Genomic DNA, 26,956 nt, shown 5'->3' with positions numbered 1-26,956 from the left:
CAGTTTTATGTGGCTATGGATTGGTTTGTCTTTAGTGTTACTCGCAGTAGTTTTAGCATTAGTCTCCAGAAAATATGGTAACCACTTGTTAAAAGATAGAGACAACTTTAATGCTTATGCGGTAAAAAATAACTTGTCGATCACTGAGCAAATTGAACTTTGTGAAAGGTTTAACCTCGATCACCAAATAGGTCATAGAGCTTATGACTCTGTGGAGGATTGGACAAAAGAACTGACTGTACTGTGGGCCGGTCAAAGTGACGACATAGAGTTTACTTACCGGAAATATGACGATAGAGAACGGCGCTCAATATCTCCCACAGAGTTTGGTTTTGATGGTAACAAAAGAGCCTACATAAAAGGGGTATGCCATAAAAGCGAAGAATCTAGAACATTTAAAACAGCTAGAATTGAAACCAAACTCAAAGTTGGAGCGAAACGCTATGACCTGCCAGAATGGATAGAAAACTACCTGCACTTAGATTCTGAAGAGATAACAAATTCCCTAAATATCAAGTTATAAACAATGAAAAAAATAACAGATAAACAACGTCAAAGGGACGTCATAGAACGGCTCAAAGAGTTAAAAAAACACAGAAGACCTATTAAACACCAACCCTTGAGTAAACTGAGCAAGATTGACTACCAACCTCTTAATGATTATTTAGAAGAAGAGTTTAAAAAAGGCTTAAGATATAAGCTGGCAAAAAGTCGCAAAAAAGGTACTGTTATCCACTTGCCTGAACAAATGGACTTTGAGCAAAATAAAGATGAAACCTTACAGCACATTAACGCTTTAAGCATGCTTGTAAGATACATTGGCAAAAATGGTGGGCGACCTCTTCCACGAGGAGCATACAATCTCGCCAGTGTGAACTTTGATAGTTTACGAAAGTTGTCTACCCCAGCAGCATTGGTGTTAACAGCAGAACTATCAAATTGGGAAGATACCATTCGCAACAAACTCAGCCCTAAAATCAAACAATGGAATGCTGAAATATACAGTCAACTGCATGACCTTGGCTTTTTTGACCTGTTCGAAAATAAATATGGAAAGCCACCTGTTTGTACAGACAACTGCTCAGATACCCGTTTGGTTAGGTACATAAAAGGCTATTGTGGCGACAGTGGAAAAATCCGAGAACTAAGAGAAGAAATACATAAACTTGTTGGTGATAAGATCGCGAAATGGACTTTCCTTGCTAGCGGCTTAGATGAAGCAATTACCAACGTATTCCACCATGCATATCCCGATTATTGGGAACGAAGAACACGAGAAGAAGCATGGTATATGACTGGTTCTTATAATGAAACTACTCAAGAACTCAAGGTCGTATTCTATGATCAAGGGGCTAGCATTCCGAAAACTTTACCAAAATCGAAGTGGAAAGAAGAAATTTATAGCCTGTTGTCATCTGAGAAACGACAAGATCAGCACCAATTAAAAGCAGCTGTTGAGTATGGTAGAACTAGAACCGAAGAAGAAGATAGAGGAAAAGGACTGGGTGATCTTCTTGAATTCATTAAGCAAAGAGAAAGTGGAATGCTTTCTATACTAAGTGGCAAAGGACAATACACCTTTAGTGTCGAAGGAAAGAAACAACTTACTAAAACGTCTCGCTCCGAGTACCCTGTAGAAGGTACTTTAATTGTTTGGCGCGTTACTCTTTAAAATTGGGGTTAGAGAATGAGCATTTTTAATATTGGTACAGAGTTTTCAAATGAACCGTCAGGGCGCTTCTATTCGGATACAGGCGCAAGAAGCGGTGAAGCATTTAGAGAAGATCATCTAAAAAAACTAGTCTCTGAACTTACACCAGGTGAAAAAGTGACATTTATTTTAGATGATGATGTTGACACTTATGGTTCATCCTTTCTTACAGAGGGCTTTGCAGGAATGGTTAAGTATGGTTATATCTCTGCTAAAGACCTGCTTGCAAAAATAGACTTTAAGTACTCAGATTCTGATTATGAGTTTTATGCTTCCAGAGCTCGGAAATATATCAAAGAAGCAAAATTTAACTCTAAAGTTTATCAAGCAACCGAGCCACGTTGATGAAAGTAAACGATGATGAATTGATCATAGAAGTCAAACATGAATTAGTCGCTTGTGAGCCGTTCACAGGCGACTTTTCTTTATCCGCGCTCCCAACTGTTCAAACCAACAATGGAGAGCTAATTGAATCTCTAGTCCACCTTGATAAGACGTTGAGCGGCATACCAGACGGTTCTTATCCTGTAGCCATTGTTGGTGCTTTAAGTTCAGTCATAGCCGCATTTTTGTTCAATGTAATCTATTGGTATGTTGTAGACGTCAAAAAAAGGCTTTCATCTGAAGTAGCAAAACTAGAAGTTGTTCTAGACCGCTTCGAAAAAACTGCTACTGAATATTGGATGCATCCATACAATAGTCGGCATTCGAAAGGCATACTCATTAAAGAAATGAGAATGAAAGCAGAGTTACGACTGTTAAGAGATAGTCAGAAAAAAATAGCTGCAAGATTCTTCTTGGATAAATCCAGAAGCAAATTCAACAAAGAAATGAACACACTTCTTGGCGATTTATATGACTGTGCAACTGGTGGTGATTTTGAGACTACACAAAGGCAGGAAGACCTCAAACGCTGTGGCGAAATAATTCGGTTATGTACTCAAATACGTGTGCAGGCCACCGGCGTAGATACTTAGCTTAACGAATACTCGGAGCTACCTCCGAATAATTTAAGCACCTCCAAATAATTGAGCCTTTACCTACGAGTACTTAATTAAATGGCCGTTAGAAAAGTAGAAGACGGAAACAAAAAGCCATGGATTTGCGATGTTCGACCAAATGGTCGCAACGGTAAACGCATAAGAAAACGCTTCGCTACTAAGGGCGAAGCCATGGCTTATGAAAAGTTTGTTTTAAAAGAGACAGACGACAAACCGTGGTTAGGTGAAAAAAGCCAAACTCGCAGCCTACTGGATATGATTGATTTATGGCAGGAACGCCACGGCCAGTCATTAGCCCATTCAAAATACACCTATAACAAACTAAAGGTTATTGGGTTAGCAATGGGCGATCCGCTTTATCAAAAAGTCACGCCAGCTATGTTCACCGACTATCGAACTCGACGCATTGCCGGAGAAGTCGCAGACCTGAACGGGAGAAAAGTGGCTGTTACATTTCGCACCTGCAACAACGAACAAGACTTGCTAAATGCGGTGATTGTTGAACTGCAACGAATGGGCGAATGGAAAGGTGAAAACCCTCTGCAGTCTGTTCGACAATTCAAACTACATGAAACGGAAATGGAGTTTTTGACCGTTGAGGAAATGCAAACACTGATTGCCAATGCCGAAGCGCACGAGTTCCACGACGACATGCACAAGATCATCAAACTTTGTTTAGCTACAGGTGGTCGATTCCGTGAAGCGTCACGACTTACTGGCGCACAGCTCACCAAGTACAAAGTCACGTTCACGCAGACGAAAGGCAAAAAGAATCGCTCGGTACCGATCAGCCCAGAACTTTATGATGTGATTTACAAAGAGGGTTCAGGCCCATTGTTTAACATTGGCTATTCGACGGTTTACCGATTCATCGTGCGCAATGTTCCACGACTAAAGCAGCAAGCTGCCCACGTTCTGCGCCATACTTTTGCGTCTTACTACATGATGAACGGTGGTAACATTATCGCCCTGCAACGAATCCTTGGTCACAGTGACATAAAACAGACCATGCGATACGCTCACCTAGCCCCCGATCACCTAGAAGATGTGGTCACGAAAAACCCTTTAGCTACCCTCAAATAAGTGACTAACGTGGACACTAAAACGTCCACATCATGTCCACAAATTTTCAGAATATAGATAAATATTGATGATTATTGACGAAGTGACCACAAGCAAAGCCTTGATACACCTTGCTACGCCTAGCCCCTGTTAGGATGATTTAAGATCTCCAAGAATTAATTTTTGTTTTTATGAATCATGAGAGAGACCAACAATACCAATGGGTTCATGACTTTCTCAACAAAAAGCCCTTTCTCTAACCAAAACCTGAGAAAATCATCCAAAAATTCTCAACTATCCCATCAAGTCGATCAAAGCAATCCTCCGTTGCATCATACATGCCTCTCATACAACCACATACAACCACAACTCTGCGTAAGAAACTTTTGGACAGAATGTATGGTATGCCCCGTTTTGCAAGTGATAAATCAAAAATAACGGAGTTGGTTTGCGCTAATGTATTCAGAGTCTGTGTGAGACTTGCATTAGTCCCAGCTCTACGATGAGATCCGCGCCAGATTGTCCTCAAAAACGTGAAAGCATTCTATGTTGCTGTTCTGTCCATCAGGTCTTCAATCTGGTGGTCTAACCGTTTTGTCATCTTTATATATCATCTGCAAATCTGATTTATACTCTTATTTCAAAAGCTTTATGAGTCACCATTACTGACCATGCTATCCGAGCCAATTTGTTTGCTAAAGCAACAAGGGCAACATTGAATGGTTTCCGGCGCTTCAGGTCAATAAGCCAAGAGCCAAAGTAACGTTCAGCCGTCCCATCTCTCCAGATAACAGCCCTAGCAGCATGGACGAATAGTTCTCTAAGCTCTTTGTTTCCTCGTTTCGATATTCCGAGCATTCTTGATTTGCCACCAGTAGAATATTGATGTGGCGTTAAACCAATCCAAGCAGCAAAATTACGACCATTCGCAAAATCGGTAGGGTTCCCTACAGTTGACAAGCAACAAGAAGCTGTCATCGGCCCAATTCCTGGGACACTTTGTAAAAGAGTCAACAATTCATCGTCTTTCAGTAAGTTTTCTAATTTCTTTTCCTGCTCTTTAATCCATGCATTCAATTGATTGTAATGAGCTAATTGTTCTCTAAGCTCCAAAATTAACATTGGTGGAACGGGTTCTTTATTATCGGCTAAATACTGAAATAGGTTCTTCATGTTGTGATGCCCTCTCGGAAAACTTATCCCAAACTCTAGAAGAATTGAACCTATCCTATTCATGCACGCTGTTCTTTCCTTGAGATAACCTGCTCTGATTTTTCGGACGACTGTACATACTTGAGCTAATTCACTTTTTGGAGAGACAAAGCGCATATTTGGACGCATTGAGGCTTCTGCAATTGCATCAGCGTCGATGAAGTCATTTTTGTTTGTTTTTACGTAAGGTTTAACATACTGAGCAGGAATCAATTTGACTTGATGTCCATAAGACTCACACCGCCTCGCCAGCCAATGAGCGCCACCACAAGCTTCCATCGCAACAATAACAGGTTCATGAACTGATAATAATTGAAGCAGCTTTTGTCTGTTAAGCTTCTTTCTGAAGACTTCTCTACCTGAGTAATCATGGCCGATAAGATGAAATGTGTTCTTTCCTAAATCGATACCGATAACGCGAATAGTAGTCATGATGGTCACCTTTATTTAACTGAACCTAACAATGTTAAGTTTAGCGTGTGGGTGGGGCGTACCATCTTATTAGCTTGTTACAGATTTTGCTAAATTAGGCATTCATGAATAACTTGGTGTATTGAAAAATGAGTTGTAGACAGCTAAAGCGCGATGAAAGAGTCGCAATCGCTTAAATGTGGATTAAGTGAGCTTACCTACAATAGACCGCATCCGTACAACGACTGCTATATTTAAGCTCACTTGGATTTTGACTAATTGGGTTTCTATATTACTTCGACTTTCTCAATCGCGTAAGGGCGAGTAACCCAAATAACGAAAACAGTCCTGTTGAGCCGCCACCACTGCCACCACTGCCACTACCGTCGCTACCGTCGCTACCGTCGTTATCTTCGGGTAACTCTTTTGCTATTACCGAACTGATAGGGATAATGGTGTTATTGGTATCGTTTAAATAAAGCTCTACGTTACTGTCAGTGCTTTGAGCTACGCCGTTTGGGTTAACCGTCAGCGTAAGTTCGCATGACTCGTAAGTGTCGAGGCTTACATCGCAGCCAGTGACCGTGAAGCTGCCCGTATCACCCGTCAAGCTAGGGGCTACGTAGTCGGCAAACTGAGTCAGGTTTTGCACTTTAAATGTACTGGTGATTGAGTTGGTATCACTCTCAACAATATCAAAAATCATTGCTGACGGCGCAGTGACTTTGTTGATGGCAGTAGCAATGTTTTCTAGGTACGAACCAATATTTGCAAACATATTTTGAGTGTGATCGAAAGACTCAGAAGACGCTAACATTAAAGCGTTACCATCCAAGACCATCGGTGTACCAGAATCCCCAGAGCTTGCCGTACCACTCACCACAGTCGGTTTGACGATAAGGTAATCAAATGTTCGATATTCACATTCAACTGATGAACTGTCACAATCAGCGGTTGTATCTAATGAATCAACAGGTTTATTCGGGTTGTAACCACCATGATCAAAAGGGATCTCAAGCGTAGTTTCTTGCATTAAGGTTGGAGCTGAATTTGTTTCATCGTTCCCCCAACCACGAAAGGTAAACGTATCCCCTGTTTCTAAATAAAATGTTTCGCTGATACTATCAAAAATAGGTTTAATAGCCGCTTGATGCTGCTGCGGTATTTTTTCTGAAAGTTGAATGAGCGCAATATCTCGCTGTCCTGTAATACGCGACCAATCCAAATCATACCAGAAGTATTGCGATGCGAATTTCGATGCGCCATGTACGGATTCAATGTAGGCTAACTCATTCAGCATAGAGTTGTAGGCAGATTCAAATGTACCGTACACATCAAGGTTTGAATAGGTGGTGCTAATCCCGTCAGCATATCGCTCAACGCCCTTGTAAACGGTAATAGAATTAGACGCCCCACTGTCAAGCCAAGGCAGGTATTCAGTGTAATTCGATGTGTAAGCACTATCACCAGTACAGTGTCCCGCCGTAAGGATGTATTCGCCAGAAATCAGTAAGCCGCCACAGGTCGATGTTAGCCCCTCTGGATTAGAGACTTCAAAGCGTACTGTATGGTCGCGGTAGTCAGCTTCGGCAACGTCCGTTCCCATGCGTACCGCACTGGCATTTAAGCTCGTTAACACTGTCAGTATGCCGACAGCAATTGTAGTTTTTCTTAACATCATATGTTCTGTATTCCTTGAATCTAATGTGGGTCGTTAAGTTTCTAATATCTCATAGCTTTTTAAGGGCGCAAGCTTTTGCATGTTAGCCTTTTTGTTATCCCAATAAGAGCATGTAAATTAAAAGTGCGAATAGCAGCGCAAAAACTCTTTCAAGCAAGACACTCATTAAGAAATAAGCTAAGTCTTTGGCGGCGGTTTTGATAAAATTAAACATGGTATGACTCCGAAATTCGTGTAGCTGATACATCTATATCATCATGGAAAATACACTTCGCAAGTCGTCATAGTCAGCTTCGGCAACGTCCGTTCCCATGCGTACCGCACTGGCATTTAAGCTCGTTAATACTGTCAGTACACCGACAGCAATTGAAGTTTTTCTTAACATCATCTTTCATTCCCTTGAATTAATGTGTTGAGTTATATGTCTACTGCACCATCGTTTATTAATAGTGCGAATTAAGTGCTAAGTAAATCTAACAAGCTGTTAAATAAAACAAAACAAAAATTTCAATTAGAAACGAAGACTCATCCAGAAATATGATCAGCATCAATCTGACAGGACTTTAAAGTGTATTACAGTCCTATTCACTCTTTTGCAGAACTTCATCATGACACCCATTATTCATGCTTGATGACCTTTCGGAACATATTAGCTGTATTTGGGCAAAATTCGGCTATCTACCCATGCAGAGTTTTTGACGAAACTGATAATGGGGCAAAACCTTGCTAGCGATGATCGCGCTTTTTTGAGCTAGCAGAATTTACTAGCTCTTTAGGGCCAGGAGCAATTCAGAACTAAAGTGTGGTATTAACGAGCCCCTAAGCCACGCCACCCAAAGTAAAAACGCTGAATTTTGATTGAGTTAAGCGGCTTGGTAAATAATAGGCCTACTCAAGAAGCCAAAAATGCCGATATTACCCGCTGTCTAAAAGCTCCGAGCCGAAGCTCATCAAACGCGCCAAGTGCGATATCAATATTATCAGTGTTCTTTGTTGTGCCATTCCATACCAGCTTAGAGCTAAGTCCTCCACGCTCTTCTAGCAACCCCTTTTCGCTCAGACGGTTGCGCTTAGTATCTGGCTCGGCTTCTGCAAAATTTTCCCATTTTGCATATATACACGACTCAGGAATATCTTGTTCAATCCTTTCTGCATAGTCAATCAAGCTTTGTTCAGCAAAGGTGAATAGCCACGCTTGTTGATTTGTCACGCCGTTCACACGAAGAATTCGCCCGAGCACCTGTCTGAAGTACAATTCGGTTTTGACTGAACTCATGTGACAACACACTTGAAGGCGCGGAATATCGGTCCCCTCACTAATCATTCCAACGCTAACAATCCATTGAGTATCGCTTCGTCTATAACGTTCAATCTCTGCTAAAGGCTCTTCATGCCGATAGGTCACTATTGAGACCGATTGAGCATACTTTTCAGAAAGTACCTTTTTAATTGTTTGTGCGTGCTGAACTGATGCAGCAACAATTAACCCTCCAGCCGTCGGGGATCGAGAACGGATTTCTGCAAGCTTTTTGCAACCCAACCCAAGTAAGTACTCCATTGCATCTTCATTATGAATGATGCTTTGATATGAGGCCTTGGTCTGCTTAATCATTTCCAATATTGAAGAAAAAGACTCCACCTTCTCATTGTTCGTCACGGTCAAATGTTCATTATCAACCAAAACAATCTTAGGGGCTCTGCAAACCTTATCGCCGATTGCTTGTTTCAACGTGTATTGATAATCAACCAAAAGTATCCCGTCAGGATCGCTGTACTGTCCCAATACTATCGGCAAAGAGTCTGAACGCCACGGAGTCCCTGAAAGAGCAAGGGTATACGTTGCGAGTCCTTGAATCTTTGCAAGGACTTGTTGGCCCCAAACATTCGCATTTTCAATCTCTGCACCAGAGCAATGGTGTATCTCATCAAAGACCACAAAAACTCGATGATTTCTTAGCGTCAGCCAAAACTCCTCATTTAGAAATTGAATCGACTGATAAGTGAGAGATCGTCCAATAGAACCTAATCCACCATTAAAGGTACAATTAAGAATCTGTGAAAAGGTTTTCTTTATTCCGCTTGAAACCGTTAAAGAGGGAGAGAAACACAATACAAGGTCGATCTTGTCCTCTTGCAGCAACTTTGAAGCGACCGTCGCAGCCAATACTGTTTTTCCTGCCCCTGGAGTTGCTTGGCAGAAGAAGTGCTGCTGGTTTGAACTGTATTTCTGTAATGCCTTCTCTGAGCATTCTGTCTGCCATTGTCTTAGCACGACTGGTTGCCCTCACAAAGTGTTTTGAGAACACTGGTGAGTACATTCACTCTTCCTAATAACTGCGCTGAATGCTCTCTTGCTTGCTCAAGAAGTGGAAGCAACCTCGGCTCGAGTTCAGGAAAGCGGCTACAGAGAGATTGATACTCATTAATCTCCCCAAAAACAATCTCTAGCTCACCTTTGTACTGATTGCGTTCGTGCCTTAATACCGAGTAATCAGACGAGGTGGAAAAAGTAACCTTAGTGTTGTCTGATACAGTATCGATTTGAAGACCTTTAAATAAGTCTGTTTGAAAGTATCGTTTCTGCTGCCCCGTCCCTTCAACTCGAAGCCAATTGTTCTTCACCAAACGAAGGAGTTGTCGATAAACCTTACGACGAGCATCATCCAGATCAACATAGGAGTCATTAATCGAAACAAATGCATCTCTTAGCTCAACAACTAAAAAACCATCCATCTCTTTTTCAATCAATAGGTTGTGCATTTCATCACTGATTTTCAAAGAACGCTTCATGTACCGTATATACCACTAAAATACTAAGGATTGCTTAGTATACAGAAATCAGTAAAACTAAGAAAATCTTAGTTACCGTGAGATCAGAGACATGAAACTTAAGTGCCATTCGAAAACCCAATTCCAGTGCGGCTCAAAGAAGCCCGCAAAAAAGCAAACCTCTCTCAAAAAGCATTGGGAGTACGTATAGGTATGGATGAAAGCTCTGCTAGCCCTAGAATGAATCAATACGAGAAGGGTAAACACACCCCAGACGTACAAACCTTAAAGCTATTGGCCGATGAACTAGGTGTGCCTTTAAGTTACTTTTTCTGTGAAAATGCAAGCGCCGCAGAACTAGCATGTATTGTTTCTCAAATGACAGAGAGTGAGAGGAAAGAATTAATTTCATCATTGCTAGCCAAAAGTAAACGTGAAGTCTAGTTGCACTATCCAGACTTAGATTTGGTCTGCGGCCTGACTAAATAGGTACTATTTAGGATCTTACTGTACTGCTTCTTGTTGACGGAGTTCAAAAGCGTAATTACCGTACGACAGAATCGCTTGGTGATCACACACATTACGCCCACTCCCTAGCAAGAGTCTGGACAAAATGTGTTACGACGCTCTGGACAGTCGAATAACCTCAGCTACTTCAAATCACGTGAATCGCCTAAAAATTGATACCAGTTTCGGTCATCTACTACACAATTAATATACTTTTCTTTTATACACTTAATGGATAGAGTGTTGCTGTTTCTTCATTTTAAATTACATAGGCTGTAGTGGATGGCTTCAAACCATAAAAGACATGACTTTCTTGATACTACTAAACGCTTGTTAAGAGAGCATGTAGCAAATTTATGTTCAAAACCTGACTGTCGAGTTCTTACTACGGCATCTAAAATTGATGGGTGTTCGTCATCGAATGTGGGAGTCGCTGCCCATATATGTGCCGCCGCACCCGGAGGGCCTCGTTACAAGCTAGAACAAACAGAAGCAGAGAGAAAACATTATGATAATGGTATTTGGCTTTGCACTACGTGTTCTAGGCTTATTGACGTTGATGATGATTCCTATTCTGAAGAGCTCTTACATGATTGGAAGAGCCATGCCTTAGCTTACGCTAGGGATAATATTGGTAAGCAACTTCTTCCTAAAGAAGAAATTGAGTCAAAGGCTTTAAAAAACACTTTAGATTATGTATCTGGTAAAGATTCTATTTTCTATGCGAGTGTACCATCTAAGATGGTCGGCTTTATTGACGATCACCTGAACCAATTAGATAGTAGGTTTTCTGTTCAGACTGATGTAGTCAATGGAGCAACGCTTCGAAATATTATACCTCTAACAAGTGACGCTAGCTTCGCTATATCAATGAACAAATCTGATGGGGAAGTATTTCAAGCTAACCTTGAGGAGATGAGAGAGACCGGTAAGCCATTCAAATTATCCAGTGACAGTTTTAGGTTTACAGGTTCGAAATTATTCGAGGCATTGGGCAATGACGAAAGAGGAACTAGAGAATTGACTATACAGCCGAGCTCTAAAAGGATAACGGTTGATCTTTATGCAATCTCACATTCAAATCAAGTCTACCTTGGAAGCTTTAAAGGTAAGCAGATTAATTTGAAAAATGGCCTTAAGTTTGAAGCTTTTGCGTTTAATAAGTTGATTAAAGTATCGTGTTTTTACGATCTCGTAGATACTCAAGCTCCTAAAGTGACTTGCGATTATGTTATTAGTACATCTTTATGGGATGGAAAAAGTGTTAATAGATTGCCTTTTTTCAATAAGCTTTTAATGGCAAAAGAAGTTCTTCAAACCGGGGGCGGTTTAAGCATTGGGTTGGAACTTGAAGAAGGTGAAGCTATTGGCCCTATGTCGATTGGAGAACAAAATCAAGAACAGTTAGAGTTTTTCGAACAGTTTGGTAATCTCATTCATATCATTGATTGCTATAAAAAAATAGCAGATAAATTCAACCTATCAGTACCAGTATATGGTGACTTTGAATTATCAGAACAGGACTATAATACCTTGATTTACGTTTCAAGCTTACTTGAAGGTGAAGAAATTGTATTAGGTAACAATATTAGCTCTTTTCAATTCAATACGAGCTTTGAAGAGTACAAAAAAATATTGGAAAGTAAAAAAGAAGGCAGGTTAAACGAATTGAAGGTTAGCAAGAAAGGTTTTGTGCCTGACAATTTTGGACTTGATCTAAAATCATTAGAGTTTGAACGCACCTACTTTGATATGGATTTAGATGCGATAGTGGATGGTAAAAGTGTTAAATTAAGCTTTATACCTAATGAAAACTCGAAATCAATTTCAAGCCTATCGGTTTCCGTTGACTGATATTGACTCATACTGGGGCTGGCACTCTTCGGCATAAGATGTGATGCAATCGGAGAGTCATGGGAATAGCTTCCGGCTGTAACAAACAAGGAATTGGACTCTTCCGTGTCGGTGAATCCGCTAACGGATTACCACGAGTAAGGCGAATCGTGCCATAGTCATTTGTTATGTTTAAACAAGCTCTTTTTGCGCAGACAATAAATATGCATAGTTTTTCAAAGAACCCGGCAACTGACTACAAGTTGGAGTATCTTTAATTGCTAGCTTTACTGATGCGGTAACTCCAGCCCCTAGTGTCAACATGCTTGGTATGGATGCAGGGATCCCTGTAAACATCGTTGATAAAGCGCCAAGTAACCCTGATAATGCAACAAAATCATCAGTAGCTACTTTTGTAATAGACTTAAATACCACATTCTGATCAAGCTCACGCACTACTTTACTATAATTTTCAAGCTCCCTTTCTAAGGTGTTTTTTACTTTTTCAGCCTCTTTGATAGAGTTCTCAGCTGAGCAAATTCTTGCAGTAAAGCTATCAATAACATCTCTTAAGGCAAGAAGCTCTGGTTGACGTTTTTCTCTAAAACGTAACACATCATCAAGGGGAACAGCTGAAGCAGGGATTGGAAGTAAGTTAAATAAACTAAACTCGGTAGTCGCTCTAATAATGGAAGCTTCTTTAGGAATATAAACTTCTGGTTGCGTTTGAAAAAGACTCCACTCACAATCATCGGACTTGTTTAGGTGGACCAAAGATGCTAGCTGTGAATACAGCGGAATCTCTTGAATATATAGACCTCTACCAGCCAACTCAACATCCAATCCAGCAGGTGGGTTATCATTAACAGCAAGCCCTTCTAGTTTTAATAAGTCGAGCTCTGGATTAGAAGGACCGAGAAAACTATCGCGCATCATAAAATTTTCGAGTGCACTATAATCTATGATGTCCCAAAATAGTAAAGCAAAACGCAAGCTATCTAATTCTAATTTGTATTTCAAATCGCCATGATAACCTTCCTGAGAACCATCAGAAGGAATAAAAGTTGGACCAACTACTACACCACGCTTCATGAATTTTCCTTTAAATATAACGTCTTATAGACGGATTATTTCCGTCTATGTTGCTTCTATTTTTTATAATACTCAAGTGATATCAACTTCGTCTACTATTGTACTGGCTGGGTTGTTCCTTCCGTGGTTCTGAGAAGCTTTGGGGCAAAGACGTGTCAGTGGTTTTACTAATTTAGTAGATTGCGGATTACCTTATGTATGGGAGAGGTAGCACCCTGCTAAGTGGCACTGATGATTAACTTCGGTAAACCCTCGCAACTTCAGGTCAAAACAGCACACTTTTCGTGGCTGTTTGTTATATTTTTTACCCCAAATCTTTATTGATATCTTGCCATGCTTTTTCTATGACAGTTTGAGATTGTTCAACCAAGGCGTTGCTATATGCGGCTAACCCTTTAGTGTCAATACTTGTGTCTGCAGCATGTGAAAATACATCCTCCACGAGACGATCTATAATCGTTGCATAGTCTTTTTGCTCATCCATCATCAACGTTATTCGCGTTTGATAATGAAACAACTTTTGCCACAATTCAAAATACTCAGATGTTGATGAAAATGCTTTGTCGCCTCGGCACCGCAAGTTAACAATAGTTGCTAGTGACACTAACTCTGAGATATTAAGCTTAAAATCATCCTGCCACTTCTGACGAATTTCAGCTCTCTTTTGTAACCCATGTTGCTTTTGGTTATCCTTAGTAATTCTATTTACTGTCCGCGCATTTATCACCGAGCTTATACCAATAAAGATAGTAACTATGATCATTGGAATATCAGGGGTAAGTGAAATTACAAATTCGCCTATCCCCGAATTGGACAAAATCACTTCATTTTTTGACATACTTCCTCTCGATAGCGCCTAATTAAGCGGACAAAAATAGTTTGCCAAACTTGTTGAGGAACGAAACATGGCGAACTGGTTTTGTTCCATTTAAATTTCTTGTTAGCTTTTTGGGAGGCGAAAACTATTTGTTTCTTTCCATTTATCTAACCATTCATCTCTAGTCATTCCGTGATGGAGTAAAGTAGCATCATGTGAACCTCTCTCAACTTCTTGCCGCCCTCCATCTGTTGCATAATAGCTAGAGACAGTTAGTAATTTCCGCGTATCTTTTTGATCTAATCGACTCGAAGAATGGCTACAGTTTTTGCAACTTTTACAACAGTATTTTTGGGTACTATTTAACGGTTTAAACTGCCCATTACAATAACCACAACTTTCTAACATTTTAGTCTCCAGAAAATTAAGAAAGAAAGCTAACGCTTAAATAATTGGAATTTTTCCGTGTTTGCATTACTTCTATGTTGCTGTCATTCATTATGTAACTCAACTGGTATCCATCGGTTGTGTGAAATTGATAGAGTTGTCAACGCCAGTTTAAAATTGACCCACTTATCGACGTTATCGCCGAAGTAAAACTGACCCACCCACGTAATTAACTTCTACTTTCAGATAGATTTTCTAGAACCGTTGGTATGGTTCCAGCCGCCTTCTTTCCTCGTAATCGGTAGCTTTCTCCACTGATTTGTACGATATGCGAATGATGAAGAAGCCTATCCAGTAATGCCGCAGTTAGTGTCGTATCGTCGGCGAACGCATTTGACCATTGAGAGAACGGCAAGTTACTGGTCACGATAATGCTGCCTTGCTCGTATCGTTTAGCGATGACGTTGAAGAACAAGTTCGCTTCTTCTCTGCCGAACGGTAGATATCCGATTTCGTCGACGATAAGAAGCTTTGGAGCGAGCACACTTCGTCTCAGGTAGCTTTCAAGTTTGCCTTGAGCTTTCGCTGTAGACAGTTGAAGCATTAAGTCTGCTGCTGTGATGAACCGTGTCTTTAAGCCCTTTTGTACTGCTATTTGGCCAAGGCTCACTGCAAGATGGCTCTTACCGACACCACTTGGACCAAGTAGTACTACGTTCTCCTTTCGCTCGATGAACGCTAACCCTGTTAGCTCCTTGAGCTGTTTCCTTGGGGCACCTGTTGCGAACTTGAAGTCATAGTCATCGAACGTTTTCTCCATAGGGAAGCTGGCGAACTTAGTCAGCGTTGCTCTTGTGCGTTCAGCTCTCGCTTCAAGCTCTGCGTTTAGAAGTGACTCTAAGTAATCGGCTAAACTCAACTCACGATTGTTAGCGACTTCTGCTAGTCTCGGCCACTCCTGACCCATTGCTTGTAACTTCAGCGTTGCACAGGCATCTTCGATGCGATTCATTTGAAGATTCATACTCGCACCTCCAGCAGCGCATCATATGTTGAGAGTGGGTGTTGGAAGCTCTCAACTGGCATGACATTACCACTCATTATTATCGGTGCTATCGGCTGTGTCAGTGACGGAAGGGGCTGAAGTGTAAAACGTTCTTTCTCTAACAGAACCTGAGGCTTTGTGCCCGTCGTGCCGTGGATTCGTTGGTGAGCGACGGTCTCTAACCATGCGCCGATATGTCCATTAAGAACATCGACGGTGACCTTAAGTCCGTGTTGTTTGAGTGTCGCAGCAAGCGGAGTGACGAAGCTGCTTTTCAAGTAAGAGTTAAATCGCTCCACTTTCCCTTTGGTTTTTGCGCGATAAGGACGGCACGCTCTTGGTTTGAAGTTGTATTTCTTGGCGGAAGTGAGCAACATCGGGTTCCATCGGTGTTCTCCTTCACCGTAAGCATCTCGCTCTATCATGATGGCCTTCGCATTATCGAAGAGAACTTCTTTGGGTACGCCACCGAAGTATTCAAACGCTTCTTCAAGACCTTCAACCCAGTCTTCTTGACGCTCTCGCTCACAAAAGCGAACGAACGTCGCTCTGCTATAACCAAGCGTTGCAACGAAGGCTTTAACACGTACGCCGTAATGCGTGATGGTAGTGAAGTCGACTTGCATCTGCTCACTAGGCTTTGTCTCGAATCGAACCACAGGGTCGACAGGCGTACTAGGTTTGTATTGTTTGATGTGCTCCTTGAGCATCGTTATACCGCCCTCATAGCCAAGCGCTTTTAATTCACGAAGTAGGACAGTTGCTGGTATCCAATACGGTTTTGCTGCGTCAATGCGAGTACGCAAGTAGTCATGGTATGGCTGAAGTTTAGTTGATCGCGGTTGACGCCCTGGATACACGGGGGCTTTGCTTTTATCACGAAGATAGTTACGAACGGTATTCCTTGAAATACCCAAATCCTTGGCGATACGGCGGATGCTGCACCCTTGTTGATGTAAAACGTGTATTTCCACTAGTTGCTCCTGATTGATCATAATCCGCCGCTTTGTCCATTTACGAACGGATAGTTTGCCTCAGGTGGGTCAATTTTAAATCGGCGTTAGTGGGTCATTTTTACATCGGCGCTGACAGAGTTTCAGGGCAGAACTACGGAAAACTTCTATATAAGCACTTAAAGTACGGATTAGATTAATTTGGTCAACTGTAATATTCACCAAACGGCAAGTTCGTTGTGCTAACAAGGTTTAGGGCAGAAAGGTGTGACTTCCCTTTACCCCATTACACTTTGAGCGTGGGAAAGTGTTATTTTATGGGTGTCACAACTGAGTTTTCATCTAAAAGCTCTTGTTGTAGGTCAAACACCCTGAAACGGAGCCTGGCATTTTCAACCTCTAACTGCTTCCGGGCCTCAACTGCATTGTTTCGTTGCACCCTGTATTTATCCTTAAGCTCATTTGCTTTTTTTAATTCGTGTTTTAGCCTATCAAACTCAGACAAAGGGACATCTAGCTCAATATCTAAGCCTGTTGTCATCGCCTTATCGCGGTTGTGGTTGTATTCATCGATAACAGGCTTGGCGTAGGCCACGAACTCTTTAAACTTATGGACATAGCTGTTGCCAAGTTGGGCTTCATTATTGATTCGGTTCAACGTTAACTTACCCGTAGCCTTAACATGAAGCGGCTTGCCATCTAATAAGCGCTGAAATGCATTGACCAGTAACCCTTCAGCCTTGCAGGTTGCCTTATACTCAACTTTCATCACCATACCGCCTTAATATCATCATTGAAGCCATCAAATGGGATGCTGTGTTTGACCAATGTAGGTTCAATGGACTGAATCTTCTTTTTCCTGGCATCCAGAATCAACTCACTGGCATAATCACCCATATCATTGATTGCCCTGAACGAAGCAATGAGGTTGTCCCGCTCCCTTGAAAGCCTTTTAGCCGCTTTATCAGTGATTACCTTATGCTCACAGGGGGCTTCAACAATATCCATCAATGAGCAAAGGCGCTCACAATTACGATTGGTGCAGTAGCCACCTGTAGGAAGCAACACAATGGATTTGTCACCAGACCTTACCAAAGCGAGCAACTCACTTCGGGACATAACAATTTCTTCCCCTTGTGCTAGCCGCTCTACTTTATTTTGGGCTATGCGCTCGCCTTCAGCACCACTTAAGGTATCGGATACATTGTAAATCTCATCCCATGCGTCCACTGCTGAGTTTTCAATGGCTTCATCAACTTCACTCATTAACTTTGTATCCATCAGCAGTTGGTTGGTACGCGCCAGTTCGGAATAATTCGCGTACCAGTTGGACATATTAATATTGCGGTGTTTAAGTTGGTATTTTACTGTAAGCGCATTGCCCAGTCGGTTCTTCACCATAAAGACCACAAAACTCCTTCGCAAGCCATGTGGACTAAGCTTTGGTAAACCGCCTCCAATCTTTAAACTTCCTGCTCGATCTGGATTTAACAGGTCGAATTCGTCAACGTCTTCGGCGGTCGCAGTAATGTTGAACTCTTTCATATTCAATGCATCACCAGCCCCGTCAATACTGTATTTTAGCGATGCTTTATTTATGAGCGCTTCACTGCCATAAGGGATGTCAGAAGAAATAAAGGCACTTTCAAGGTCTTGTTTCTTTGCATTATATTGGTCTTGGGTTAACAGACCATGTTGAAAACCGTCATCCAGTCGTTCTAAACTGTATTTTCTCGCGGCTTGCGTGGCGTCATAAGCTAGCTCCAGTGCCAGCTTTGCGATAGGGGAAGTATTCCACGTCGTATAAATTCTTTCACCCTTATTTCCCTTTGTCGAAAACCCTGAGACCTTGGGCACAGCAGCTAATGTATCGTCATAGCTCTCTTTGTTCATGGAGAGCAGCTCTTCCTTTCGGGCGGCGGAGAATAAGCCAATACAGATAAAGCACATCCTGAGCATTACTCCTAACCAATTTCCACGCCTGTAAAAGGAGAAGTTAGGAATGGCTTTCCGTTCAGGCCACCTTCTTGATCTGCGTGACATCCTTATGCTGAATGCCGTCATTTGCCTCACGTTAAGGGCACTTACATCGAGTGCTTTTAGCTCAGCGTTGAACATTTCATCCTGATAGGTGTATAGCTTCTCCATCGCCTCTGAAATCTGATGGCGATATGGGTGATAGGTTTCCACAAACTCAACAACTGCCCTTAAAATACTGACATGAATCGCTTCAGGAAATGCAATGGCCTGACCGTTACCAGCATCAGGGTTAACCCACTTGGTATACTCCCGTTTATGGACATAACGCGTTACAAGACCCACTTTATTCAATGCATTAATCGTAGACGCAATGTGTTGGCACATACCTACACCGCCAACCCCATGTAATGCTTTAGTATACTTTTTCCACTCTCGCTCGCTCGAAAGCAAGCTGAAATCACTTTTTCCCCAGCGTGTTGCGATGGTGTTTAATCGATTCCTTGTATTTGCCAACGAGCTAACAGCCGTATGGGAATTGGAGTTTGATTTTTTCTTTTGCCATTGCATCAGCGCATAGAGGTAAGACTGAATATCAAGGCGATACTTCTCACCAATATGCCTAAAAGAAACTGTTTTCACATTCTGGTTCAGGGCGTGGAAATCCCACTTTGCATCAAAGACTCGAGAAACACCTTTCCCGTCAGAGTCAAACGTCACATACGGGTTTTCAACAAGTTCTTGGCGAAGCTGTATAAGCTTTTCAGACATAAAATTACCCCTTAAAGAATTGGCTTGCGCTGGCTCGGTCTTGATAAAGCGGGTGGTACTCACCGTCATCCACTTTCTGTTTTGCTTGAGCGTAGTTTTTAAGTGCTTTTTGTTTCAGCCTGAGAAGGACTTTTTTCAATATCCCCTCCACCACAAAATACTCATCCTTCGGTGCGGAATTACTTGCCACCATCTCTTTAAGATCTTCGATTTGTTCTAAAAATGACAGCATCAACCAGATATCATTTTCTGACGCCACCAATTTATGGCTGTCACAATCAAAGCAAGCAAGAAAATCCGTGCAACGCCCCGTATCTTTCGAAAAATCGATGCCCAACTGCTTCATGCGCCTTGCTTCCGCAATAAGCTTCTCTGGTGTTGCCCCTGCGCACTTGATGCCACTGGGCGTTGTCATTAATGGCTGCTCTTTGCTTTCACGGCTGCGCAAATTCTTATAATCATAATCTGACAGAATATCGCTGCGCATCGCCTTTGCACCCTCGATGGCTTTTCCAATATCCTCCCCCTTGGCAATAGCGTATTGTGCACCCATCGTGGCATTAAGGTTGTTATCATGGTCTGCCTGAACACCACTCGTGTAGCGTTGGGCGACAACATTTATTTCATTATTCAGCCCCTGTGACACAAGGAAGATATCCTCAGTGACTCGCATCAGTACATCAGATTTTGTTGCCCTGAATCGGCTTGTACTAACCGTTAAGCCAGTTATCTTCTCAAGCTGAGTATTGATGTAGCCAATATTTGTAGAAGGGTTATTGAATGTCCAAACCTCACCATTGCCATTAAAGAAAGGGCACAGCGGCAGTTCATTTGACAGCGGGATACCCAGTGATTGGTACATCACTTTAGATGTTTTTAGCCATCGGGTAATCAACTCTTTAGTTCGCTGGCTAAAGCCAGCGCTATTATCTAAATCCTTATAGCCTGCCCTGAACTTCTCACCGTCAAAAACAAATCGCCCACTACCAATACTCTTAAATGAAACATCCTTATGCTGTACGTTAGCGAGCACCGATGTATTCATGCCTGTCAGCATTGAGAACACGAAAAACCAATTGCGTGATGCCTGATTATAAAATACCTGTCGATGAAGTCGCTCATGTGGAAGCGAGGCGACCTTTAGGTTTGCAGATATGGATCTCATGCACAGCTTGAAGCCCCTTTTCTTGTCTGCACATTGCCTTAATGTCCAGCCATTACGCTTTGCTTGTTCATCAAACCGCTCTTCATCAAAGAACGGATGAATATCTAGCAACTCATTGTTCTCAATCGCTTCCTGAAAGGCCACAGCGCCTTTAACCAATATTTTGGATAACGGCTTCAGCTCTGTTTCCACATGAAACGATTTATTTGCAACCAAAGGGAGTGCCGCAACTTCTGGCAGTACCTTAAGGTCAGCTTCTCTGTTCCACTGCCTTAATAAGAAAGATAAGCCGCTTTTAATTTGCGCTGCTGCCGATACCTGCTCACCTTTCTCGCTTAATTTATTGAAGTGCTTTAAGCAATCAATCATGACGGCATTAGTAAAAAGGTCACCGTGATAACCAATGCCATCAAGATACAGGAAGTAGGTAACAAGCCCAGAAAAATAACCCTGCTTTGACCAGTTTTCAGGTAAGGAGTTTAGCCGTTGGTGAATTTCCCTAACGATACCATCCCGATTCGCCAACACGCCACTCCCTGATTCAATCTGTTTCACTGTCGGGACATGACGGTAGCGCAGGCGGTGAGTGTAGGCTTTACGTCCATTGCCATAATCTAAAACCATATCTTCAAAACGAAGTGGGATGATAGGTGCGCTGGTCTTCTTTGTTGTAATTTTGGTACGCTTACGTCCCTGCATCATACTGCCACCTCCAAATCATCAAAAGCGCCAATATAGTCCAGTACATCCTCGTAGATTTCATCGGCAGAGGGCATATCCTGTGCAATTTTCAGGTATTCCATCGTCGTCGCCCTATCTTCATGGCCTAGCAACACTGACACCCTATCCAATGCATCATCGGGTGTGATTGACGGGTTGCCATGCTCATCCTTTTTATTTAAAAGGTGGCGGAATACATTCACGGCAAATGTTGAACGCAGATTATGTATAGAGCCGACAATAGGCTGGTCAAGACCTTGGGTTAGGTTTGCTGTGTTACGTATTTCAACCCAGCGCCCAGTAAAGTCTTGTAACCGCGTAAACATGGGTTTCCCAGACTGGGTAATAAACAGGTATTCCAGTTCGGGGTTGATTGCATCATCACCCTCAAAGAAATGCGTATGACCTGCCTCAGCCTGCTCCTTGCACCATACTTTGAATTTCTCAAGGCGCTTTTGATACCTGTCAGACTGCGAGTAATCGTAAAGCATCTTCATCAATGCGGCGGGGATAATGGTAACGCGGCTTTTATTCTTCTCTGCGAAGCCCTCAGCTGTCTTTGTGAGTGACTGATACTTATCACCGACACCCAAGTCCATAACAGGCTTTTTAAACACCTCTTTGCCATCCTGAATCATGGTCTCAGGATTAACTATCTGCCCTAAATGAAGGCTCGCAGCTTCCTCACGGCGTAACCCTGTATTGCGGCAAATCATTGGGTGTAGGCAAAACTCAATAGGCAGTGAATGCAGTTTATTATTGTCACCATGACGAACTACCCTACGGGACTTCATTAATATGTTTTGCAGGATGTTCCATTCATTATTAGTAAACGGCTTTAGATCACGGCGCAAGTTGCTGAGGTTTGTGCCGCCACTGCGTGATGACTTAGAAAACTTAATCCGCATATCCGTCGTATGTACCTGCTTACGTTGGTAAGCTTTCATACTGGATGCAGATGCTGCGAAATGGATATTCACTGTCTCAAACTGGAAGGGAGGGTTATTAAAGCGGATACCTTGGCGAAGACAGTGTTTGTAGAAACCAACAACACTACTCATATATTGCCTAGCCGTTGTTTTAGCCAATACGCCATTAATAGCGAGCTGCTTTATTCCATCTCGATATTGGTATGTTACCCGTTCTTGTTTGTTACGAGGAAAGATACTCCATTCTGGACGGGGGTCATCATAGATAGGGTCAAAGTCCCCTTCATCGTATTCAGCATCCCACTCTGCCTGTTTGTCCAGTATGAAGCTGAAGTAATGGGCAAGCCCCTGTGCATCTGTACCAAGCTCAAGCACGCCATCATCGATTGCTTTCGACAATAAGAACTCATTGACCATGTCTAATGGCTGGTAGCTGATTAGGTTGTCTTTGTCGTCATACCCAGCGATATAGAGTAAGGGAAGTTTCTTGATTAGGAACGTATTACCATTGGCACGGTAGGTAACCTGAGGTTCGCCATTCTCATCAATGGATACCAATGGTTTCTCGTAAACGAAGTTAGGGATAGATGAAATCTCTACCTCTTTTCGTATTACCTTTTTCTGATTTTCATCGTTATCTGACATACTAAACCTCATACTGTACATACAATCATGTATATACAGCATTCTCAACTTTGAAAGTTAATTGTGAGGTTTTAGTCTATCAGGTAAGTTTTGAATGTGATCTTCCCAATCGACAACATCGATTTCGTATACCACTTTGTTACGAACGCTTTCACCTGCTGCATGCATCTCTGTTTTTGATCCGGTGATCAACGGGTGCCATTCAGGGATCGGCTTAGATTCTGATAGAAGACGGTAAGCACAAGTGTCTGGTAGCCAGTGAAACTCATCGATCTTGTCACGAGTCAGCTTCAAACACTCTTCACCTGAAGTGAAGCGGTTCGAGTAATCTTTACACGAACATGTTTTGTCGTTTAACCAGCTACACGCCACATTGGTGTAGTAAACTTCATCGCTATCTTCATCCATTAGTTTATGCAGGCAGCACTTCCCACAACCGTCACAAAGTGATTCCCACTCGTTCTCGGTCATCTGTTCTAGTGTCTTTTCTTGCCAAAATGGATTCGTCATAGGATTACTTCTTACTCTTTTACTGGGGTGCGTGTTATACCGCTAGCCCATAAAAAGTTCAAGGATAATAATTGTTCATTCTTTGATTCAATCAACAGCTGTCACTCTCATCATTTTTTGCTACTATCGCGCACCCTGTTATTTAGTGAGTTTAATTTGATGGAATGTCGCCTAGGTTGTGGAGCATGCTGTATCGCTCCAAGTATTACATCTGCTATTCCTGGAATGCCTAATGGTAAGCCTGCTGGGGTACGCTGCACCCAATTAAATGAGCAAGATCTCTGCAAATTATTTGGTCAACCTTCACGCCCGAAGGTATGTCACCAATTCAAAGCTTGCCCTGTCATTTGTGGTAAAACCGACCAACAAGCCCTTGATAACCTGATCGAGTTAGAAGCCATTACCTAAGCGTATTAGCCCTTTTCTATATCCCAGCAATTTCTTTTCCTACTCATACTTTGCTTTAGGTTATAGGTTATAGGTTATAGGTTATAGGTGCTTATGAGGCCTCAATAGTCTTTCAAACAGTACTGACTACCTCGCTATGAGTAATAACCGTTTCAGGAAACTCTCGGCGAAATAAAGCCATCGATAAGACATCACAGATCAGTGAGGCCTTTATTCTCGTACCCATAAACCAACCAATAACTTGCCTTGAATAAAGGTCAATAATGGCAACTAATTATAGCCAATATTTGTTTGTAGCTACGTCGGTGATATCTCCTGCCCATTTTTAAATTAGCAGTCGTTGCACTGAAGACCTGAGCGAGCAAGGCCATGACTACGGGTATTCAGTTCAGGTCGAGAAGTGGACAATACCTTATAAACTTGAAGTACTATGTGTATATCATCAGGTAGCGTTTTTATTTACTTTGTTGTCAGCCAATATATTGGATAATATGGCAATAATACATTATGGAAGGAAAATGTGATGAGTAAAAAAATGACCATGGCGGAGATTTCAAGACAGCTTGGAATTTCAACAATGACCGTGTCACGTTACTTTAATGACGGTTATGTCTCGGCTGAAAATCGCCTTAAAATTGATGCTATCGTCAAAGAAAATCATTATACCCCTAATATATTTGCTCGTTCCATTCGTAGCCAATCTAATATTATTGGTTTCGTTGCTCCTCGCATTGAGTCTTATACAACTAGTTTAGTAATCAAAGGAGCACTGGCGGCTGCCAATGAATCACAAGTACGAATGCTTTTTCATGCCTCAGGGTTTAACCATGAGTCAGAATGCCAAGCTGTGAGAGAGTTTAATGGCTTAAATGCATTGGGCACTATTATTATTGCTTCAAAGCACAGTGTCGAAGAGACGTTTTATCAAACCTTAGACAATGTGTTATTTATTGGTAAAAACACCCCCCACCATTGCTGTTTATATTACCCCGACCATGCTGCAATTAAAGCACTCGTTTCCCAAACCATCACTCAGTTAAAACAACAGCAGGCACCGCTGGCAGCCGTACATTATATTTATGATGAGCGTATGCTTTCCAGCCGTACTAAGTTGATGCAAGCCACCATTACTGACACCGTCCCTGAGTTGAATTTTTCACTACAAGCTCTAGCCAACTCGGAGGACAAAGCCGGCTACCAGGCAATTCAATTACAGCCTAATCATGTCTACTTTTGTGCCACCGATAATATTGCTATTCGTTTATATCGTCGCGCCAAAGAACAGCAACTCAAGATTGGTCATAACTTATGGATTGTAGGCATGGGTGACTATGACTACAGCGATTTGTTAGTCCCAAGCCTGACTACTGTCGCTTTTAACTACTATCAAGTGGGCTACCAAGCTGTCAAAAAATTGCTCAAGCGCGATTTCAGTTCCGTTGAAGGCACATTCGACATAAGAATGAGAGAAAGTTCACAGTTTCTCTGAAATTGTATTGAGTCCAAATAGGTTCCATTTAACACTATGTGTTAACGATAACACACATAGTATAACCGATGACACTCGCTAATAATCTACACTCAAAACCACTCACGTGGTGGAAGAAAGCAACTGCCTACCAAATTTATCCCCGTAGTTTTTATGATACAAACCAGGACGGTATTGGTGACATCAATGGGATCATTGCTAAGCTAGATTATCTTGCTGATTTGGGCATTGATTTAATATGGATCTGCCCATTCTACGCATCACCGAATGATGATAACGGTTACGATATCAGTGACTATCAAGCGATTCATCCTGACTTTGGAACCCTTGAGGATGTGGATAAATTAATCACTGCTGCTCATGAACGTGGCATTCGCATTATTATGGATTTAGTGATAAACCACACTAGCGATGAGCATCCATGGTTCATCGAATCGCGAGATAACAAAGATAGCCCTAAGCGTGATTGGTATATTTGGCGTGATGGTTGTGAGCCTACAGCTGAAAAGCCGACTTGCGAACCAAATAACTGGGAAAGTATTTTTCATGGTAGTGCATGGGAATATGATGACAAAACTGCACAATATTATTTGCACCTATTTTCTAAAAAACAGCCAGATCTTAATTGGGAAAACCCTGAAGTTAAACAAGCACTATTTAAAATGATTCATTGGTGGTTGGAACGAGGTATTGATGGTTTCCGTGTCGATGCAATTAGCCATATTCAAAAACAAGCTGGTTTACCCTCTTTACCCAATCCAAAGGGTGAAAACTATGTCTCTTCATTCGATTATCATATGAATGTGGCAGGGATTGAAAAACATCTGTTTGAGTTAAAAGAGCAGGCGTTTTCGCCTTTTGATATCGTGACCGTTGGTGAGGCCAATGGGGTGACGGCCGACAACGCATTGCCTTGGGTTGCTGAAGCGACCGAGCACGATCAAGGTGGTGTTTTTAACATGATTTTTCAGTTTGAACACATGAAGCTATGGTCGGAAGAACAAAGCAACGAGAATTTCGATCTCGTGGCGTTCAAACGCATTTTATCGCGTTGGCAAGATGCCTTAGAAGGTAAAGGCTGGAATGCGCTTTATTTAGAAAACCACGATCAAGCTCGTAGTATTGATACTTTTGCCGATCCTAACTCTAGGTATGCCAGTGCTACCGCGTTAGCGAGTTGTTATTTCTTGATGAAAGGAACTCCATTTATTTATCAGGGCCAAGAGATTGGTATGGTAAATCATCAGTTTACTTCTCTTGACGAATTTAACGATGTGTCTGCGAGAAATTTAATTCAAAAGCTATCGCAACAAGGTCAGAGCGATGCCGATATCTTAGCCTTGTTAAATCAAGTATCCCGCGACCACAGTCGCTTGCCAATGCAATGGAATGACCAGGATTTTGCCGGTTTTTCTGAGGTGCAACCTTGGTTCTCGGTGAATCAACAGTATGCAGATATCAATGTTGAGCAACAACAGCAAGATCCAAATTCGATCTTAGGTTTCTATAAGCAGTTGATTGCTTTGCGCAAGTCACATGAAAGCTTAGTGGTTGGCCGTTATCAATTACTGCTAGCTAACGATCCTAATATCTATGTTTATCAACGTGTTGCTCAAGACATGACATGGACCATTATTACCAATTTAAGTCCACAAGAGAGCGTTGTTGATATCGACTGCACCCAATTAGGCGAGTTAATGCTTGATAATCAGAATATTAACAATGAACACGTTCGCTCAGATTTTATAACAACGCAAATAGCCCCCGCTTATGCCGCGTATATATTTGCAAGAAAGCACTAAATTATATTTATGGCTAGGCGCTGATAACGTTAGCCTGTATTTAAATCAAGGAACTATTT

At 41.9% G+C, this 26,956-nt stretch carries 24 protein-coding genes and 1 pseudogene; 10 read left to right on the top strand and 15 right to left on the bottom strand.

Annotated features, from left to right (window positions below):
- The first annotated feature begins 7 nt into the window (after positions 1-7).
- The 5 genes from AB4329_RS09040 (at position 8) to AB4329_RS09020 (ending at position 3,795) form a co-directional block, all read left to right on the top strand.
- Entirely contained in the window at positions 8-523 is a 516-nt protein-coding gene (locus AB4329_RS09040) for a WYL domain-containing protein (RefSeq protein ID WP_372138084.1), read from the top strand.
- Positions 524-526: 3 nt separating this feature from the next.
- The gene (locus tag AB4329_RS09035; protein WP_372138082.1) at positions 527-1,672 is read left to right on the top strand and encodes a hypothetical protein; all 1,146 of its coding nucleotides are present in this window, start codon (positions 527-529) and stop codon (positions 1,670-1,672) included.
- 15 nt (positions 1,673-1,687) lie between these two features.
- Positions 1,688-2,056: an STAS-like domain-containing protein gene (locus AB4329_RS09030; RefSeq protein ID WP_372138080.1), complete on the top strand. Its 369-nt coding sequence runs from the start codon at positions 1,688-1,690 to the stop codon at positions 2,054-2,056.
- Positions 2,056-2,688 (top strand): hypothetical protein, encoded by a 633-nt coding sequence (locus tag AB4329_RS09025; RefSeq protein ID WP_372138079.1) that lies wholly within the window; start codon positions 2,056-2,058, stop codon positions 2,686-2,688. The genes AB4329_RS09030 and AB4329_RS09025 overlap by 1 nt, the downstream gene beginning before the upstream one ends.
- An 81-nt stretch (positions 2,689-2,769) precedes the next feature.
- Positions 2,770-3,795: a tyrosine-type recombinase/integrase gene (locus AB4329_RS09020; RefSeq protein WP_372138077.1), complete on the top strand. Its 1,026-nt coding sequence runs from the start codon at positions 2,770-2,772 to the stop codon at positions 3,793-3,795.
- 606 nt (positions 3,796-4,401) lie between these two features.
- Here AB4329_RS09020 and AB4329_RS09015 read toward each other — a convergent pair.
- The 5 genes from AB4329_RS09015 to AB4329_RS08995 form a co-directional block, all read right to left on the bottom strand.
- Positions 4,402-5,418: an IS110 family transposase gene (locus tag AB4329_RS09015; RefSeq protein ID WP_372138075.1), complete on the bottom strand. Its 1,017-nt coding sequence runs from the start codon at positions 5,416-5,418 to the stop codon at positions 4,402-4,404.
- A 271-nt stretch (positions 5,419-5,689) separates the two neighbouring features.
- Complete coding sequence (locus tag AB4329_RS09010) at positions 5,690-7,078, bottom strand: trypsin-like serine protease (protein ID WP_372138073.1); 1,389 nt, start codon at positions 7,076-7,078, stop codon at positions 5,690-5,692.
- Positions 7,079-7,325: 247 nt separating this feature from the next.
- Positions 7,326-7,466, bottom strand: a complete 141-nt coding sequence (locus AB4329_RS09005) for a hypothetical protein (protein WP_372138072.1) — start codon at positions 7,464-7,466, stop codon at positions 7,326-7,328.
- A 504-nt stretch (positions 7,467-7,970) separates the two neighbouring features.
- On the bottom strand, positions 7,971-9,350 hold the full coding sequence (locus AB4329_RS09000) for a DEAD/DEAH box helicase (protein WP_372138071.1): 1,380 nt from the start codon (positions 9,348-9,350) through the stop codon (positions 7,971-7,973).
- Positions 9,344-9,856 carry a hypothetical protein gene (locus tag AB4329_RS08995; RefSeq protein WP_372138097.1) on the bottom strand — a complete coding sequence of 171 codons (513 nt, stop codon included), beginning with the start codon at positions 9,854-9,856 and terminating at the stop codon, positions 9,344-9,346. The genes AB4329_RS09000 and AB4329_RS08995 overlap by 7 nt, the downstream gene beginning before the upstream one ends.
- A 114-nt stretch (positions 9,857-9,970) precedes the next feature.
- Here AB4329_RS08995 and AB4329_RS08990 point away from each other — a divergent pair, with 114 nt between their 5' ends.
- Together AB4329_RS08990 and AB4329_RS08985 are read left to right on the top strand one after the other, a co-directional pair.
- Positions 9,971-10,291, top strand: a complete 321-nt coding sequence (locus AB4329_RS08990; protein WP_372138070.1) for a helix-turn-helix domain-containing protein — start codon at positions 9,971-9,973, stop codon at positions 10,289-10,291.
- Between the two features lie 345 nt (positions 10,292-10,636).
- A complete protein-coding gene (locus tag AB4329_RS08985) occupies positions 10,637-12,208 on the top strand; it encodes a hypothetical protein (RefSeq protein WP_372138069.1) in 1,572 nt (523 codons plus the stop codon).
- A 171-nt stretch (positions 12,209-12,379) separates the two neighbouring features.
- On the opposite strand, the gene AB4329_RS08980 is transcribed toward AB4329_RS08985, so the two are convergent.
- From AB4329_RS08980 to AB4329_RS08940, 9 genes are all read right to left on the bottom strand, one after another.
- Positions 12,380-13,279 carry a DUF6236 family protein gene (locus AB4329_RS08980; RefSeq protein WP_372138067.1) on the bottom strand — a complete coding sequence of 300 codons (900 nt, stop codon included), beginning with the start codon at positions 13,277-13,279 and terminating at the stop codon, positions 12,380-12,382.
- A 304-nt stretch (positions 13,280-13,583) separates the two neighbouring features.
- Positions 13,584-14,117, bottom strand: a complete 534-nt coding sequence (locus AB4329_RS08975) for a hypothetical protein (RefSeq protein ID WP_372138065.1) — start codon at positions 14,115-14,117, stop codon at positions 13,584-13,586.
- Between the two features lie 595 nt (positions 14,118-14,712).
- Positions 14,713-15,507, bottom strand: a complete 795-nt coding sequence (istB, locus tag AB4329_RS08970) for an IS21-like element helper ATPase IstB (RefSeq protein ID WP_371729133.1) — start codon at positions 15,505-15,507, stop codon at positions 14,713-14,715.
- Positions 15,504-16,523 carry an IS21 family transposase gene (gene istA, locus AB4329_RS08965; RefSeq protein WP_372138064.1) on the bottom strand — a complete coding sequence of 340 codons (1,020 nt, stop codon included), beginning with the start codon at positions 16,521-16,523 and terminating at the stop codon, positions 15,504-15,506. The genes istB and istA overlap by 4 nt, the downstream gene beginning before the upstream one ends.
- 268 nt (positions 16,524-16,791) lie before the next feature.
- Positions 16,792-17,250: a hypothetical protein gene (locus AB4329_RS08960; RefSeq protein ID WP_372138062.1), complete on the bottom strand. Its 459-nt coding sequence runs from the start codon at positions 17,248-17,250 to the stop codon at positions 16,792-16,794.
- Positions 17,250-19,229, bottom strand: a complete 1,980-nt coding sequence (locus tag AB4329_RS08955; RefSeq protein WP_372138060.1) for a hypothetical protein — start codon at positions 19,227-19,229, stop codon at positions 17,250-17,252. The genes AB4329_RS08960 and AB4329_RS08955 overlap by 1 nt, the downstream gene beginning before the upstream one ends.
- Positions 19,230-19,233: 4 nt before the next feature.
- Complete coding sequence (locus AB4329_RS08950; RefSeq protein ID WP_372138058.1) at positions 19,234-21,096, bottom strand: hypothetical protein; 1,863 nt, start codon at positions 21,094-21,096, stop codon at positions 19,234-19,236.
- A complete protein-coding gene (locus AB4329_RS08945; RefSeq protein ID WP_372138095.1) occupies positions 21,093-22,688 on the bottom strand; it encodes a site-specific integrase in 1,596 nt (531 codons plus the stop codon). The genes AB4329_RS08950 and AB4329_RS08945 overlap by 4 nt, the downstream gene beginning before the upstream one ends.
- Before the next feature lie 57 nt (positions 22,689-22,745).
- Positions 22,746-23,198 (bottom strand): YcgN family cysteine cluster protein, encoded by a 453-nt coding sequence (locus AB4329_RS08940; protein ID WP_372138056.1) that lies wholly within the window; start codon positions 23,196-23,198, stop codon positions 22,746-22,748.
- A gap of 159 nt (positions 23,199-23,357) precedes the next feature.
- Between AB4329_RS08940 and AB4329_RS08935 the strand changes: the two genes are divergently transcribed.
- Positions 23,358-23,606 (top strand): YkgJ family cysteine cluster protein, encoded by a 249-nt coding sequence (locus AB4329_RS08935; protein WP_372138054.1) that lies wholly within the window; start codon positions 23,358-23,360, stop codon positions 23,604-23,606.
- An 89-nt stretch (positions 23,607-23,695) separates the two neighbouring features.
- On the opposite strand, the pseudogene AB4329_RS08930 reads toward AB4329_RS08935, so the two are convergent.
- Positions 23,696-23,989 (bottom strand): annotated as a pseudogene (locus AB4329_RS08930) (DDE-type integrase/transposase/recombinase); the annotation flags it as partial.
- A gap of 140 nt (positions 23,990-24,129) precedes the next feature.
- Here AB4329_RS08930 and AB4329_RS08925 point away from each other — a divergent pair.
- Positions 24,130-25,095, top strand: coding sequence for a LacI family DNA-binding transcriptional regulator (locus AB4329_RS08925; protein WP_017070321.1), 966 nt, complete (start codon positions 24,130-24,132; stop codon positions 25,093-25,095).
- A 68-nt stretch (positions 25,096-25,163) separates the two neighbouring features.
- Positions 25,164-26,897 (top strand): alpha-glucosidase, encoded by a 1,734-nt coding sequence (locus tag AB4329_RS08920; RefSeq protein WP_372138052.1) that lies wholly within the window; start codon positions 25,164-25,166, stop codon positions 26,895-26,897.
- Positions 26,898-26,956: the final 59 nt, after the last annotated feature.

Source organism: Vibrio sp. 10N.261.54.A5 (assembly GCF_041471145.1).
GTDB lineage: Bacteria > Pseudomonadota > Gammaproteobacteria > Enterobacterales > Vibrionaceae > Vibrio > Vibrio crassostreae_C.
Note: the sequence above shows the minus strand (reverse complement) of the source record. Positions and strands in the feature narration are given on the sequence as shown.